General features: G+C 36.3%; 14 protein-coding genes and 4 riboswitches. Of the genes, 1 reads left to right on the top strand and 13 read right to left on the bottom strand.

The window, feature by feature from the left end; translation table 11 throughout:
• Positions 1-61 precede the first annotated feature (61 nt).
• Positions 62-247, top strand: coding sequence for a hypothetical protein (locus tag QA612_RS00370; protein ID WP_278281751.1), 186 nt, complete (start codon positions 62-64; stop codon positions 245-247).
• A 379-nt stretch (positions 248-626) separates the two neighbouring features.
• Here QA612_RS00370 and QA612_RS00365 read toward each other — a convergent pair whose 3' ends face one another.
• From QA612_RS00365 to QA612_RS00305, 13 genes are all read right to left on the bottom strand, one after another.
• The gene (locus QA612_RS00365) at positions 627-839 is read right to left on the bottom strand and encodes a hypothetical protein (protein WP_278281750.1); all 213 of its coding nucleotides are present in this window, start codon (positions 837-839) and stop codon (positions 627-629) included.
• Between the two features lie 451 nt (positions 840-1,290).
• On the bottom strand, positions 1,291-1,494 hold the full coding sequence (locus tag QA612_RS00360; RefSeq protein WP_278282098.1) for an NETI motif-containing protein: 204 nt from the start codon (positions 1,492-1,494) through the stop codon (positions 1,291-1,293).
• A 125-nt stretch (positions 1,495-1,619) separates the two neighbouring features.
• Positions 1,620-2,144, bottom strand: a complete 525-nt coding sequence (locus tag QA612_RS00355; protein ID WP_278281749.1) for an isoprenylcysteine carboxyl methyltransferase family protein — start codon at positions 2,142-2,144, stop codon at positions 1,620-1,622.
• 6 nt (positions 2,145-2,150) lie between these two features.
• Positions 2,151-3,239 (bottom strand): type III polyketide synthase, encoded by a 1,089-nt coding sequence (locus QA612_RS00350; protein ID WP_278281748.1) that lies wholly within the window; start codon positions 3,237-3,239, stop codon positions 2,151-2,153.
• A 153-nt stretch (positions 3,240-3,392) separates the two neighbouring features.
• Positions 3,393-4,703, bottom strand: a complete 1,311-nt coding sequence (locus tag QA612_RS00345; protein ID WP_278281747.1) for an NCS2 family permease — start codon at positions 4,701-4,703, stop codon at positions 3,393-3,395.
• Positions 4,704-4,861: 158 nt separating this feature from the next.
• Positions 4,862-4,964, bottom strand: a riboswitch (purine riboswitch).
• 130 nt (positions 4,965-5,094) lie between these two features.
• Positions 5,095-6,633 carry a glutamine-hydrolyzing GMP synthase gene (gene guaA / locus QA612_RS00340; protein ID WP_278281746.1) on the bottom strand — a complete coding sequence of 513 codons (1,539 nt, stop codon included), beginning with the start codon at positions 6,631-6,633 and terminating at the stop codon, positions 5,095-5,097.
• Between the two features lie 346 nt (positions 6,634-6,979).
• Positions 6,980-7,080: riboswitch (purine riboswitch) on the bottom strand.
• Between the two features lie 169 nt (positions 7,081-7,249).
• Positions 7,250-9,535 carry a DUF4129 domain-containing transglutaminase family protein gene (locus QA612_RS00335; RefSeq protein WP_278281745.1) on the bottom strand — a complete coding sequence of 762 codons (2,286 nt, stop codon included), beginning with the start codon at positions 9,533-9,535 and terminating at the stop codon, positions 7,250-7,252.
• A 16-nt stretch (positions 9,536-9,551) separates the two neighbouring features.
• Entirely contained in the window at positions 9,552-10,784 is a 1,233-nt protein-coding gene (locus QA612_RS00330; protein ID WP_278281744.1) for a DUF58 domain-containing protein, read from the bottom strand.
• The gene (locus QA612_RS00325; RefSeq protein WP_278282097.1) at positions 10,784-11,728 is read right to left on the bottom strand and encodes an AAA family ATPase; all 945 of its coding nucleotides are present in this window, start codon (positions 11,726-11,728) and stop codon (positions 10,784-10,786) included. Before QA612_RS00325 ends, QA612_RS00330 begins: the two co-directional genes overlap by 1 nt.
• 642 nt (positions 11,729-12,370) lie before the next feature.
• Positions 12,371-13,741: a magnesium transporter gene (gene mgtE, locus QA612_RS00320; protein ID WP_278281743.1), complete on the bottom strand. Its 1,371-nt coding sequence runs from the start codon at positions 13,739-13,741 to the stop codon at positions 12,371-12,373.
• A 23-nt stretch (positions 13,742-13,764) separates the two neighbouring features.
• On the bottom strand, positions 13,765-14,478 hold the full coding sequence (locus tag QA612_RS00315) for an MgtC/SapB family protein (protein ID WP_278281742.1): 714 nt from the start codon (positions 14,476-14,478) through the stop codon (positions 13,765-13,767).
• Between the two features lie 121 nt (positions 14,479-14,599).
• A riboswitch (M-box (ykoK) riboswitch) is annotated at positions 14,600-14,762 on the bottom strand.
• Positions 14,763-14,764: 2 nt separating this feature from the next.
• Entirely contained in the window at positions 14,765-16,135 is a 1,371-nt protein-coding gene (mgtE, locus tag QA612_RS00310) for a magnesium transporter (RefSeq protein WP_278281741.1), read from the bottom strand.
• Between the two features lie 158 nt (positions 16,136-16,293).
• The gene (locus QA612_RS00305; RefSeq protein WP_278281740.1) at positions 16,294-16,434 is read right to left on the bottom strand and encodes a hypothetical protein; all 141 of its coding nucleotides are present in this window, start codon (positions 16,432-16,434) and stop codon (positions 16,294-16,296) included.
• A 114-nt stretch (positions 16,435-16,548) separates the two neighbouring features.
• Positions 16,549-16,714: riboswitch (M-box (ykoK) riboswitch) on the bottom strand.
• Positions 16,715-16,734: the final 20 nt, after the last annotated feature.

Below are 16,734 nucleotides of genomic sequence, written 5' to 3'. Positions count from 1 at the left end.
CTTTAGGATAGACTTCTCATGCAAATGTTGATTTGCATCATGGGGGGGAAATACTCTCTCAATGCTAGGCATCTCATCATTTTGCTGCTTCGCGGTCGTCAATGAACCTGCAAATTGGGAAAAGCAAGTTTGCAGGAAGATAGAAGGTGTCCTATGGGCCTGCAAATGGAGGAAAAGTGGTTTGCAGGAAGATAGAAGACCTCCTATAAGCCTGCAAATCGGAAATAGCAAGTTTGCGGGAAGATAGAAGACCTCCTATAAGCCTGCAAATCAGAAAAGCAGGTTTGCGGTAACATAGAAGCCCTCCTATAAGCCTGCAAATCAGTAAAAGCAAGTTTGCGGTATTATAGAAGACCTCCTATAAGCCTGCAAATCAGTATAAGCAAGTTTGCGGTATTATAGAAGACCTCCTATAAGCCTGCAAATCGGAAAAAGCAAGTTTGCAGTATTATAGAAGACCTCCTATAAGCCTGCAAATCAGAAATAGCAAGTTTGCGGTAATATAAAAGACCTCCTATAAGCCTGCAAATCAGAAAAGCAGGTTTGCGGTAACATAGAAGACCTCCATTAAGCCTGCAAATCGGAAATAGCAAGTTTGCGGTAATAAAGTAATCTTCTATGTTCCTTTAAAGGGAAAGAATTAATTTGCTTGGTTTAAGCAGGAATCTGGAGCCGAAGAATGTCGGAGAAATAGCAAATGCGTAGTCAATGAGCCTGCAAAAAGAGAAGAAAGCAATTGCAAGAATATAGAAGACCTCCAATGAACCTGCAAAGGGAAAAAGAAGGTTTGCAGTAATATAGAAAACCGCCCTTGCAAGCAAAGCTTTCACCACAGGCATAAGTGCGACATCTGTTCATGCTTCACAGTGTCTTCTTTACCACGGGCAATGCCTCAGCCTCCACACTTCGCACTAACGTGCCGAATTGTCGGGTCTTCTGCTATTGCTTTTCCCGCTGGAGTCACCGCATTCCACTCCTGAACTAATACTTATTTTCAAGGTAGACTGCCCATGCAAGCGAATTTAATTTTACACCATGAGGGATGAAAATTTTTTAACTAATGTATACTACCTTACCGCAAATCCACTCTCCTACTATTTACGGGAACAATATGGAGTCTTCTTTCTTATTTTCAGGATAGACTTCCATTCAAGTCGAACATGTACCATGAAATATGAAAATTCCCCTTCAATGCTACCACATCTCATGGTTTTGTATTGCTGCTTTGCAGTCGTCTTGAGTGATTTTGAGTTCAATAAAGAGTCCTATTAGTGGAATTAGCCAGCTTTCTCAGGATTGAAATTTCCCCTCAAAGCATATTCGCTGTTTTGCAACCTCTACTTCTATCACACCATTCTTTTTTACCTCTTTTAAAACAGGCTCTTCCATTCTGCGAACTGGAATATACCCATCTTTTTTCATCCGATCTAAGCAATCATCAATTGTTTCCCCATCTTCTACATAATAACGCATCTTCGTTTGTTTTTTTCCCATAAAAGCTTCAGACAAACTCCTTTCCTATATCAAATACCTTTGAATCTATACAGATTATACAACACTAAGTATGAGCTAAAACGAAACTTTTCATAAAAAATCCATGCAATTTATCATGAATCTCTTTAAGCTTCTTGCCGTTCCATTAATAGATTCAAAGCTCGTTCTTCTTGAGGAATACGTATAAAAAGTAAAACAAAGGCATTTAATATTGTAAATACAACCATAGTTATATACGCCTGAAACATTAAAGGTAGGATGAATATTTCAATAGCTACAATCCAATAATTTGGATGTTTAATCCATTTATATGGCCCTCTTTCAACGAGCTCCGTTCCCGGTACTATTAATATTTTTGTATTCCAATATCTCCCTAAGCTAGAAATAACCCAAACTCTTCCTAATTGAACGATAATGAAAATACCGAGAATAAATAGCCAATAAGTAAATAATTCTCCTCCCTTTAACCATACTTCAACAGAGAAAAATAAAAGGAAGCTTATATGAAGAAGGACAATCCAACGATAATGATCCTCTCCGAACTCTTTACCCCCTTGATTTTTTAGCCATCGTTCATTGCGCTTTGCTATGACAAGCTCTATAATCCGCTGGAGTGCTACGATACTAAGAACGATCCAAAAGATAGTCATTACAACTCATCTCCATTCTAATAGCATTAATTCTGAACTGAAGCCTGGTCCTAAAGCAGTCAGTAGTCCTAAGTCACCTTTCCTTGGTTCTCTACGCATCGTTTCTTTCAATACGTAAAGGACGGTAGGGGAGGACATATTTCCATTGTCCCTGAGTACCTCACTAGAAATACTCGTCATGTCCGAACCATATCCAAGTGCCGCTTCGTACGCTTCAATTACCTTTTTCCCTCCAGGATGAGCAACAAAATGAGAAATATCTGTTAGCTTTGCATTATTCCCATTGAGGAATTGTTCGACATTCGGTTTTAACCACTTCTGAATTACAGTAGGAATGTCTCGTGAAAAAATGACGTATAACCCTTCATCTCTCACATCCCATCCCATAACATCCTCAGAGTCTGGCATTAAGGTGGATTGTGTATTCATGATATGAGGGCAGTAAGAACGGGAAAGCTCTTCTTTTTGTAAAACCTCATCACCTACCACTAAACTACATGCAATACCATCTGCGAAAAGAGATGTTCCAACTAAATTACTTTTTCTCAAGTCATTACGCTGAAAAGTAATGCTGCACATCTCAATGCAAAGGACAAGGACTTTCGCATCTGGGAAAGCGAGGCAATATTCATAGGCTCTACTTAAGCCTCCTCCTCCACCAGCACACCCTAATCCCCATAAAGGTATTCGTTTAGTATGAGGGGAGAATGACATTTCATTCATAATTCTAGCATCTATCGTCGGTGTAGCTAGTCCTGAGCTAGAGACGAATACAATGGCATCGATCTCCTCTTCATGAATTTCTCGATTAAGTGATGAACGGTTCACCAAGCATTTTTTAATGGCATCCACACCATATTGTATTGATTCACGAATATATAAATCATTTTTCTCAGAGAAGGAATGCTCTTCTTGAAACCATTCTTTCGGTACAATAAAATTCCGTTTTTCTATTTGGCCGTTCCCAAAAATTTTTATAAGTCTATCCATATCAGTGAAGCTACTTTGAAACAGCTCTTTCACTATTTGTTCTGTTTCATTTTGACTGATTGTATGTTTCGGTATGCTTGAACTTACTGAAACGATAGCAGGCATGTAAACTCCCTCTTTTCATAGTTTTATGATGCCAAAGTTTAACAGTAGTTTGTGTATACCCGTTCATTTTCATTCTCAATCAGGAGCACAAAACAAAAATCCACTTACAGGTATTGTACCTGCAAGTGGACTACATATTTTGGTTAATATTTATTAGTCATGGAAAATGAAGTATGCGATAAATACGAAGAACAATACGTACATAATCGGATGAACTTCTTTTCCTCTTCCTTTCGCAAGCATCGTAATTGGGTACATGACAAACCCTAATGCGATACCTGTGGCAATACTATACGTTAACGGCATTGCAATGACTGTAAAAAATGCTGGTACTGCAATCTCGAATTTTTTCCATTCGATGTTTCCTAATGCACCTGCCATCAATACACCAACTACGATTAATGCTGGTGCTGTTACTGCTGAGGTCACAACAGTAAGTAATGGAGAGAAGAATAGTGCAGCTAAGAATAATAAACCTGTAACGACAGATGCGAAACCGGAACGTGCACCTGCTGCAATCCCTGATGATGATTCTATATAAGCTGTTGTTGTTGACGTACCAAGAACAGCACCAATAGCAGAAGCTGAAGAGTCAGCTATCAAAGCTTTTTTAGCTCTTGGAAGCTTATTATCTTTAATAAATCCAGCTTGATTTGCTACTGCATATAATGTTCCTGCTGTATCAAAAAAGTCTACGAATAAGAATGTTAAAATAACAATAACTAGATTTAGTGTAAATATCTCAGCAAAGGATTGCTCAAAAAATGGTGTTAAGAATGCACCAAATGTTGGTTCAAGACTTGGAATAGGTGCAACTGGGTTACCTGGTAAATCAATTAACCCTACAATTATACCTGCGACAGCTGTGATAATCATACCGTAGAAGATACCACCACGAAGACCTGCTGCCATTAAAATAACTGTGACAATTACACCGAAAATCGCTAATAAAGTAGTACCACTAGTAAAGTCACCTAGTGCAACTGCAACCGCCTCATCTGGAATAACAATTTCTGCTCCTTGTAGCCCGATGAAAGCGATGAAAAGACCGATACCAGCCGCTGCTGCATATTTTAATTGCATTGGAATTGCGTTTATAATAATCTCACGAAGTCCTGCTACAGTAATAATGATAAAGATGATACCTGAAATAAATACCCCTAATAATGCAGTTTCCCAAGGAATACCTAACCCTATAACAACAGAGAAAGTGAAGAAGGCATTTAATCCCATCCCTGGTGCTAATGCGATCGGATATTTAGCATAAACACCCATAATAATCGTACCTATTGCTGCTGCTAGAGCAGTTGCTACAAAGACTGCATTTTCATCCATACCTGCCATGCCTAGATAATATGGATTAACGAATAATATATAAGCCATTGCTAGGAAGGTAGTTAAACCACCTAACGATTCACGCTTATAGTTTGTTCCTAATTCTTGAAAGCGGAAAAATTTGTCCATTTTTTAAACTCTCCTTTTAGTTATTATCGTTACCAAAAATAAAAACTCTAGTCGATTTCAATTTCGACATAGAGCTTCCTAGTAAAGGTTAACTAAAACGATAAATGACGGTAAGGGGTTTACTAAGTAAATATTATAATATCAAAAGCTATACCCTAAACTATATCATCACCATTCGTAGTCAAGCCATTTACGGTAGCTCGGTAGAAACTTATGGGCCATATTCCCCATAGATATACGAATCTTACAAAAATAAGTTTACCAATCACAATTGTACCTGTCAATACAAAATACGAATATTATTGTTCATTTCGATGAGAACATTCGTATTTAGAAACCCCCTAGTAACAAATCACTCATTACTAGGGGGTTTTATTATTTTATATTCCCTTTATTCCCATTCAATCGTTGATGGTGGCTTAGAAGTAATGTCATAAACAACGCGATTTACATTCTTCACTTCGTTTACAATTCTCGTTGAAATTATCTCTAAAACATCATAAGGAATTCTTGCCCAATCCGACGTCATTCCGTCAATAGATGTAACTGCTCGAATACCTACTGTATAATCGTACGTTCTTGCATCTCCCATTACTCCTACACTACGCATATCAGGAAGTGCTGTGAAGTATTGCCAAATTTCACGATCTAATCCTGCTTTTTTTATTTCATCACGGAGGATCGCATCTGATTCACGAACAATTTCTAGTTTCTCTTCCGTAATTCCCCCTAAAACACGAATACCTAAACCTGGACCTGGGAATGGCTGCCTCCAAACAATTTCATCTGGTAGACCAAGCTCTTTTCCAACTTCACGGACTTCATCCTTAAATAGCGTATTTAACGGTTCAATTAATTGAAAGTTCATATCTTCTGGCAGTCCACCAACATTATGATGGGACTTGATCGTCTGCGCAGTATCTGTTCCACTTTCAATAATATCTGTGTACAGGGTTCCCTGCGCTAAGAAATCGATTCCTTCTAACTTACCTGCCTCTTCATCAAAAACATATATAAATTCGTTTCCTATTATTTTACGTTTTTGCTCAGGATCCTTTACACCTTTAAGCTTTGATAAAAAGCGTTCTTGTGCATCAATTTTAACCACGTTCATATCAAAGCCTTCTGAAAATGTCTTCATGACACTTTCAGCTTCATTTTTACGTAATAAGCCATGATCAATAAACATACAAACTAACTGATCACCAATTGCTTTATGAATAAGTGCAGCAACAACAGAAGAATCTACCCCACCACTTAATGCACATAAAACTTTACGATCACCAACTAATTCTCTCACTTTTTCTATCTCTATATCAATAAAGTTCTCCATGGACCATTTCCCTTTACAGAGACAAACTTTAAAGACAAAGTTCTTTAACATTTCAATACCATATTCAGAATTACGAACTTCAGGATGGAATTGAACCCCGTATAACTTACGGCTCTCATCACTCATAGCAGCAATTGGACAGGATACATTTGTTGCATCAACTGTAAATCCTTCAGGTGGAGCAACAACTAAATCACCATGACTCATCCACACAGACTGCTTGTCCTCTAATCCATCGTATAATTTGCTTTTATTTTCAATGTTAATCATCGCTTTCCCGTATTCACGATGATTTGCCGCTTCTACCTTACCTGCAAAGTGGTGGGTCATCAATTGCATACCATAGCAAATCCCTAAAACTGGAATGCCTAAATCAAAGATTCTCTCATCACAACGAGGTGCACCATCTGCATATACACTCCCTGGTCCCCCAGAAAAAATAATTCCTGTTGGATTCATTTCTTTAATTTCTTCAACGTTTAATTTATGTGAGTGTAATTCACTATAAACACCGAGATCTCTAATTCTTCTTGCGATCAGCTGATTGTATTGTCCCCCAAAGTCTAGTACGATAATTTTCTCTTTGATTTCTTGCATGTTTCATCCACCTTTACATCTTATTTTCATTCAAGATTCTTTGCTATCAGTATGAGCTTTGAGCCTAACCTTTCATTCATCTATATTATTACATAGAAAGCAATGTTTTTTTCTAGTTTGCTACATATCACATTAGTTGTATTTTTAAGAAAAGCACAAGGCACCCCAATTCCGCCTAAGTACAGCCTACGTCCTGTAGGCAACGGCCTAATATCGACACCCTGTCTCCTAGACACCTTACGTAGAGTGGAAATTTTATACTTTCTATTAAAAAGTTAATGCAAAAAAACTAGAAATTCTAATAGTGATAAACACGAAGGCAGAATTTCTAGTTATACATACAGCATAAAAAGTATCTAACCTTCATAGTCAAGTTGTTTACGGCAACCTGGTAGAGACTCTTAGGCCAATTCCTAAGGATATATGAAGCAATAAAAATAGATTTATGAATTTTATAGTACATGAGTCATTTTTATCATTCACTATTTCATTTTAAAACACGAACATTTATACATAATAGTTAAATTTAATTCGATCTCGGCTTCTGACGGATCAAATTTAAAAATACTATCAAAAAAACACAATGAAATCATTTTATCAGTACATAATAAGGTGGTCAAGAGTTCATTAATTTCACAATTTCTTCCCAACTACTTCTATTTCTATCCCACTCTCCATCTGCTACTTGTCCACCATAGTATAGTTTTTCGTACGTTCGTGTTAATTGTGACATTGTACCTGAATTTAGCATCCGATCAATACGAATAGCGTACTCTCTCAATGTTTCATCTTCTTCTCGCGGTAACCCTTCATTACTTAATATCCATAGGAGCCTTTGATAAGCTGATTTAAACGTTTCATCGTTCCCTATCAACCGATATCGAAGGAGAAAATATTTATTTTGGATAATATTTTGCTTTCGATAGGCTAGAAAAACAAAAAGGATAACTATAAGAGAGATCCAGAAACTTTTAGCAGAAATAGATGTTGACAATAAACCTCCATCTCTTTCCCTATCAGAACCACTACCTGGACTAGATGAAAAATCATCATCGTTTTCACCAAAATCAACTAAAGGATCCCGATCATTTGAAGGAGTATCGTTTTCATCATTCGTTCTATCCGTATCAATATCAATTTCTATTTCTTCTCTTTCCTCGTAAAATTCAACATTATTATCAAACCCTTGCGTTGGTTCAAATGGAACCCAGCCTACTTCAGGAAAAAACACTTCAACCCAAGAGTGGGCATTACTATTAGAAATTTCATAACGTCGCACGCCATCTTCTAGGGTGTCAATTTCTTCACCCTCTGTAAACCCCTTTACCCAGCGTGTAGGAATATCTAACGTCCTAAGTAAAACAGCCATAGCAGTTGAGTAATTATCACAGTAGCCATATTGTGTTTCAAAAAGAAACTGATCTACGTAATCTTGACCCTCTTCTGGTATCGGAACATCAGTCGTACGATATTCGAAACCATTTCTCGAAAAATACTGTTCTACTGCAACAACCTGGTCATATCGATTATCATAGCCTTCAACAATTTCCTCAGCTAAGTCACCGATACGATCCGGCAAATCCTCAGGAAGCTGCAAGTAAAGCTCCCTTATACTTTCTGGATCATCCCCAGGGTCATTTTGTAAAGCATTAATGGAAAAACTAGGGTTATCATAGCTTAACGTATACTCTATTAAAGAAACATCGTCATTTTCATTAGCCGTTTGGGCAATAATTTTCCCTGCATTCACATCCGTCATAAAAGTAAGAGGGGCATTAGACCCACTATCTCCATTTACAGCGTAACGATGCGCATCTGTATCATACGATGTTAATTGACCAGGATAAAACAAATGGTTAAAGCCAACACCGTCCCCCATTGTAATGGTAACTTCTAGTTCATCTACTTCAACAGAATCTCGGAACATATAATAATCTATTTCTTCTTCAAAAACAGCATAGGAGTCCCTCATTACAGGTTCATTTGTCCAGCCAAAGCCTGTATATTCGTGCTTCGATTCACCTCTCCAGTAAGAAGGCTCTTCCACCTCTGCATAAAATACAGTACCAAAATCTTGTACAAATCCCCCACCAAGTCGTTCGTCATTTTCTCCATAACCGACCCGACGAGTGCCCGTTCCTGTTCCAGATTCACCTAGCACATACTGCTTAAAGGTTGGGACAGGATCAGCCCACTGAGGTTCAAACTTTGGTGCAGCATACCCTACTGATGTTGCAATTAAAATCATGAAAATTAATGTATACATCCAAGCTGAGGAAATAAATGTATTACTTCTTCTCCCCACTTCTTTTTCTTCATCTTGAATTTTTAACATGTGTAAAAGTGTCATCATGAAAAAGCCAATAACCACAACACGGATAATTGCCATGGATGCATCAACAACTGTAAATGTATCTAAAACAGTAATATAAATAATCGATGCCAATAAAAAGAAAAATATTTTACGTGTATGGAAAATCCAAAAATATAATAAATAACAAATTAAACCTAGTAATAAAAACAATAAAAAGGTTCTAAAAAAAGGGGTCAACGAACTTAGTTGCCACGTAAACATAAGCTGAAAATTATAGAGAAAATCAGAGAGAAAATACTTTACCGTTTCAATACCACCATCTCGACTTAAAAATGGCGCTTGGTTATTAAATATATAGTGAAGACCATATATACTTCCAATTAATAGAGACGGTATCATATATACTAAGTTCACCCTTAAATAAATCATAGCCGCACTAAAAAGTGCAAACCATACAAAAACTTCAATCTGCCCTGTATTTGTAACAGATGGAATTGGTCTTAACCATTCCCACAAGATTAGAAATGCTAGTGCATATATAAATAAATGCGTGATGGATGAGGGTTGTTTATTGAACATACGTTTCATGACTTAATCACCTACTTTATGATGGGATAGCATGATCAATATTCCCACCAGATAATAAATACGCTTCAGCTCCATAGCCTTTCAGTTCTCTAAACCTTCTCTCGTCCAAAGAACTCATTTTGCCACTTTCGATTAGACAAAAGTATACTTGAATTCTTCTTGAAAGGTATACACGAAATCTTTCTAACATACCGTCTGTTAATTCTGTAGAAACTACTAGCAACGTTACCCCTAATGGAATTTTGTCATCAAACTCTTTAATGTTGTTCGTAAAATCTCCCGATATATCACCTTGAATTTTTGATAAATGATATATTAGCTGTTTTTGTTGTTCTGATCCTGCATCTAACGGAAAAGAACTACTTTCCTTACCAATTGTCCATAGTCCTAACTGTATTTGCTTTCGGTTAGCATGCATTATGAATGATGTTGCTAATTCAATGGATTTTTCATATGCATCTAATGTTTTGGAGTCTACATCTGGAAGATGATTATTTAAAATAACGAGGAACCTTTGTCCTGTATATTCTTCAAATTCTTTCGTCATTAATTTCGTTGAACGAGCTGTAACCTTCCAATCGATACTAGTAAGCTTATCCCCGGGCACATATTCCCTAGCCCCAGCAACAGAGGTAATGTCTTCAATAAAATCAAATGAAGATAACCTCGTTTCCGTTTCTCTATTTTCTAACGCTGACCACCGTTCAATTTCATGATAATTCGGATATACCAAAAGGCTTTCCTCTAAAGGAATAAATTTTCGTTTATAAAAAACACCAAACATATCACTTGTTTCAAGATGAACACCCTTTAGCACATATTCTCCTCGTTTCAAGTTGGGAATAGCATAGGTAAACTCTAACTCTCTTTTTAACGTCGGATAAAAGATCATTTTCATTTGCTTATGAGGTGTTAGATTTTTTAGTTTTCTATCCATTTCATCAGATACAGATAAATAAAGAAATGGAAATGGCCATTTCCGTTTAACAATTATTTTTATTTCCACTTCAGATCCAGCTGCTATGGCGCTACCGCCACTTAACTCTCGTTTCACATGAAAATTACCTAAAGGGATAGCAACATAAGCTAACATTAAAATCACAAGTATGGTAATAGAATAAAAAAGAAACCAGCTAACAAAACCACCTTGAAACATAGCATAGCTAAACATTCCCACGAATACACCAATAACAAGAAGTAACTTAAATAGATGCTTACTATAATAGAGTAATTGATCCATTCTTTTCATTAAAAAGATTTTTCTCCTACTGGAATAGGCACTTTATCAATGACATCCTTAATTACCCGTTCATTGGTCGTATTTGATAGTTTAGCATCTGAATTTAATAGGATACGATGTTGCAAAGCAAATGGCGCTAAGGCTTTAATGTCATCTGGGACTACAAACTCTCTATCCTGCATAAAGGCATATGCTTGTCCTGCCTTCATTAGTGCTATGGAAGCTCGTGGACTTGCTCCTAAATATACAGAATGGTGTTCTCTTGTTGCATTTACAATATTAACAATATATTTTTTCACAGATTCATCTACATACACATTTTTTACTTGCTGTTGTATTGTCACTAGATCATCTAATGATAGTACTGGTTGTAAACTTTCAATTGGGTGTGTTTTTTCTACACGATTTAAAACGTCGATTTCTTCCTCTATCGTTGGGTAGCCAATTTTAAATTTGAATAAAAACCGATCAAGCTGTGCTTCTGGCAAAGGGTATGTTCCACCATATTCTATCGGGTTTTGTGTAGCCATCACGAAGAATGGATTTTGTAATTCACGAGTTTCTCCATCTGTAGTAACACTTCCTTCTTCAAGAGCTTCTAAAAGTGCCGCTTGGGTTTTTGGAGAAGTACGGTTAATTTCATCTGCTAGCACAACATTAGCCATTACAGGCCCAGGTCTAAACTGGAATTCCATCGTTTTTTGGTTAAAAACTGATACACCTGTAACGTCAGATGGAAGCAAGTCTGGAGTAAACTGAATCCGTTTAAAATCAGCACCTAATGTTTTAGCAATGGCCCTAACCATCATTGTTTTTCCTACTCCTGGTACATCATCTAATAGGACATGCCCACCACTTAATAGGGCTATAAAGCTCAATTCAATTTCTTTCGTTTTACCTACAACTACTCTTTCCACATTCTCAATCATTTTATAGACTTGTGGTTGTTTCATAGCTGATGCTTCATCTCTTCTTTTCAATATGGCAACCTCCTATAAGCTGATAATCTAATGTAAGTAAATACTAATTTAGAACAAACAGAACTTTCAATATAAAAAAAGTATTTTAATAAACAAAAAATTACATATAAACTATCATATCACGAACCTATGAATAGTAGTTGAAATTTACCCGTCAATATAATTGAAAATAAAGAAAACTTTACCATTAAACATATATCACAAAATTGTACCAAACCTGGTTGTTGAATTTTTGATGAACTTTAAAATTTTTGATTTCTCTCTGATTTTTTTATTGTTATCATACATCTTTTTGATTGTTGATCTAAAAAGAGTATCGAATCCAAGGGAAAATGTATATAATACAATAACTAAGTTTCCTTAAGGAAACATTCTTATATAAATAAAAACCTATTACAAGGGAGGAGAGATAATGACAGAAACAATCGTAATAATCCTAATTATTTTACTTTCCATCTCTACAGTTAAAATAAAATCAACTTTCAAAAAGAAATATATAAAATAAAGGAGTCTTTATGGTACTAACCGCTAATGCAAAATAAAAAACACGTATCCTATGCAAGTAACATGCATGAATACGTGTTTTTTAAGGGGAATTACATATAATGATGAACACTATAATGTGTTTAATAAGGACGTAGCGATCATAAAGTAAATAAACAAAGCAATAACATCATTTACTGTTGTAATAAAAGGACCTGAGGCTACAGCTGGATCGATTTTAAGTTTGTTTATCAATAACGGAATGATAGTACCTGTCAAAGTTGAAACAACTATTGTCATAAAAAGAGATACCCCAACTATTAACCCTAATATAATATTTCCTTGTGGTATCATTACAGCGATGATTGATACGATAACACCACAAACAATCCCCATATATAGACCTGTTAATCCTTCTCGTTTTAGCAATTTTAGTACTGTCTTCCGATCAAATATTTCTAATGCTAAGCCCCTTACGACCACAGCCAAAGACTGTGTTCCTGTGTTTCCTGCCATGTCCGCAATTAAAGGTATGAATAATGCTAATAAAGTAATTTCAGCTAATGTCCCTTCAAAGCTCCCGATCAAACCCGCTGTCAACATACCAATAAACATTAGTAAAACCAACCAAGGTAGCCGTTTTTTCGTAGCATGATAGGCTGAAACATCAAAATCGAGTGCTCCTTTCACGGCAGCAAACTCTCCAATATCCTCTGTATTTTCTTCATCAATGACATCTATAACATCATCTACTGTAACAATTCCTATCATTTTCTCTTCTGAGGTGACGACAGGTAAAGCTAATAGATCATAATCCTTTATGAGTGCAGATACATCCTTCTGGTCCGCTAAAGGAGAAACAGAAATCACTTTTCCCTTCATTATTTCCTTCATTGTCACATGCGGCTCTGCTGTAATGAGTTCACGAAGAGAAACCACTCCAATTAATTTATCTACCTCACATAATACGTATAGATAATAGATCGTTTCAGCCTCAAGCCCTTCACGCCGTAGCCTTTCCATTACTTGTGAAACCGTCTCGTTTACCGATAATGAGATGAATTCAGTTGTCATTAAGGAACCAGCTGTATCCTCATTGTAAGACAATAATAATTTTATATTGTCAGCTTCTGATTTCTTCATTTTTCCTAATAAGTAAGTAGCAACACTTGCTGGTATACTACCTAAAAAATCTGTAATTTCATCTGCTGGCAAATCCTCTAACATACATAGGGCGAAGTCATCCTCTAATTCTGTAAATACGGTTTTTTGATTATAAAGCTCCAGCCCTTGAAATATCTCTGCAAACTCTTCTGGTGATAACATATCATACAATGAATTCCTTCTATCTTTACTTATCTGTTTAAAGATCTCAATTTGATCTGTTGGATGAAGATTTAAGTATTCACTTCGAAATTGCTCTTTCTCCTTATTTTTTAAATGTAAAAAAAGATAGTACGTAAACTCTTCCCGATTTTTAAAATTATTCTTAGCTTTTTTCACCTCATTTCACCCCTTTCCTTCTTTTACAAATGTTCTACATCAACAGTTAATACGTAGTCTATCTTCTTTATAAGATAGTAAATTTCAGTAGTATATTGTTTTTCAGGAGCAGAAATAGTTAAATCAATTTGTTGATTACCATTCGCTAAGTCTTTTAATTTAATGTTTCGAATATTTATATCACTTTTCTCGTTCTCACTTAAACCTTGTCCCTTTTGTTCTACCGCTTTCAGTAATTCGGTCATTTTATAATTAGGCTCCATCACGATTTTCACCGCTACATCACGTTCTCTTAATGTAGCTGGCCCAACAGTTTTAATAAGTGTTGGTAAGACATTAACAGCAACTATTAGTAAAACTACAGCAACTAACCCTTCAAAATAAAAGCCAGCACCTACAGCAATTCCAAGACCTGACGCTGCCCAAATCATCGCAGCACTTGTTAGGCCAGAAATAACATCATTACTTCTTCTTAAAATTACTCCTGCACCAAGAAAACCTACCCCACTTACAATTTGAGCCGCTAGTCGCATCGGGTCCATTGCATTAAAGGTTGGAGATGCAAATTGGTGAAAGGATTGAATAGATACAATGGTTACTAAGCAACTAGCTACACATATGACCATACTCGTTTTTAATCCTAGAGGTTTGTGCTTCAATTGCCGATCAATGCCAATCAACATTCCAAAAAATAATGCAATCGATAATTTAATTATGATTACTAAATCAAATACCATTGGAACTCCCCCTCTCATCTCACAGCTGCTGTCCTTAAGTTTCCCAAAAGGATAAAAAGTAAGTGAGTTGTTTTATCAAAAAAGACACCTTCAACGAAGAAGGTGCCAACACGAAAAGTAAAAACATCTTCCATCGTTGAGTTTTAGCACTGTGTGACATAGGGTACACCCAGCTGCATTAAAAACCACCTTCATCGATAGTTCTTGTTGACCCATTGGTGTGTCTCCACATTTCTGGGCAGCAGCATATCTTCACACAGGAGCCTCACCTAACGAAGATCCTATTTTATCTTGGTAAATAATCTAATAACGCCGTAGCGATAGAAAAGTAAATCAATAAACCTAAAATATCGTTTACTGTTGTAATAAATGGACCTGATGCGATGGCTGGATCAAGCTTTAATTTATTTATTGCTACTGGTACAACAGCACCAATAATAGTAGCAATACTAAGAGTTAAGAATAAGGAAACACCCACAATTGCAGCTAATACTAAGCCACCTTCATATAAGAAAGGAATAACAATTATTAAAACAACCGCACAAATTAAACCAAGCATAACCCCCGTTCCAAATTCCCTTTTGATCGTATGGAGTAACCCTTTTCTCTCAAAGGAACCTGTCGCTAAAGAACGTACCATTACTGCAAGAGATTGTGTACCAGTGTTACCTGCAGAGTCCATAATAAGCGGTATAAATACTGCCAAAATCACTATTTCTTCAAGAGTTTCCTCAAATCGACCAATTACACCTGCTGTAATTAAACCAAAGAACATTAACATTATAATCCAAGGAGATCGTTTCTTTGCTGCAGAAAATGATGTAATATTTACATCCGTTGCCCCTTTAGCTGCGGTAAAGTCATCAAAGTCCTCTGTTGCTTCTTCTTCTAACACATCCATCACGTCATCAACCGTTACGATACCAATGAGTTCATTCGTCGTTGTCACGACAGGGGCTGCTAATAGATCGTAATCTTTGATTAATTGCGCAACTTCTTCTTGGTCAGTATGAGCTTCAACAGAAACCACTTGTGTACTCATGATATTTTCCACTTTTTCTGTTAATGGGGTTATAATTAAATCTCTTAATGAAACAACGCCAACTAATTTATCCTTTTCATCTACGACATATAGGTAATAAATGGTTTCTGCTTCAGGACCTTCATTCCGCAAAATATCCATTACTTCAGAAGCTGTGTTTCCAGCTTTAATGGATATAAATTCTTTCGTCATTAATGCCCCAGCAGACTCATCTGGATAGGAAAGTAATTCAATAACTTCGTCCGCTTCCTCTTTGTCCATTGCCGCTAATATATCCTTTGCATGTGGTTCATTAATTTCAGCTAAGAAATCAGCAATATCGTCTGCCTGCATATAATTAAACATTCCTGCTGCATATCCCTTATCGAGCTCTAATACAACTTCTTTTTGCTCCTCCAACTCTAACCCCTGAAAAATATCGGCAAATTGTTCTGCTGATAAGTATTCGTAAAACATCGGTCTCTTATCTTTGTATAACGCTTGAAACAATTCCACCTGATCGGTAGGGTGTAATTCTAAAAAATACTCTAAAAAGATGTTCTTCTCTTTATTTTTTAATGCTTTGAAAATAGAATCAAAGTATTGCTCTCTTGCTTCCTCGTTTAATCTGTTCATTTTTTGCCTCCTCCTAACAATTAAAGACCGGTACTATGTTTTAAAGTTTCATAAAACATTCCTTCCTATTCAACTATTTCTAAATTCCATACCCTCATTTTTCAATTTTTAAAAACGATTTTACAATTTTACTTATACTATTACGACAACCTAATTCATTATCCAATATGCCTACAGGAGCATGGTAATGAAAACGAGAACCACCAGTCATTCATTTGTCTACTATTATTACTATTTTTCTCATTCTCTTTCTGACTTAAATACTGTTGTTCTGACAAAGGATCACTATCCACTTCCACACCACCCCCTAAACGTTAAAAAACCACCTTCATAACAAATGAAGGTGGTTTTGTACACATCCTAATAATTGCATCAAAATTGCACACCTAAAAATAGGCATAGCGATGCAGCTAGCGATTCCTCCATTCGTAGAGCTTTAGCACTGTGCGGCATAGGAAAATTCCAGCTACATTAAAAACCACCTTATGTCGATGGTTTCTGTTGACCCATTGGCGTCTTTGGACATTTTTGGGCAGCAGCGTATCTCCAGCACAGGAGCCTCACCTAACGAGGTTATTAAATTTACCTTGTTTAGAATA

The organism is Evansella sp. AB-P1 (assembly GCF_029688925.1).
GTDB lineage: Bacteria > Bacillota > Bacilli > Bacillales > Salisediminibacteriaceae > Evansella.
Note: the sequence above shows the minus strand (reverse complement) of the source record. Positions and strands in the feature narration are given on the sequence as shown.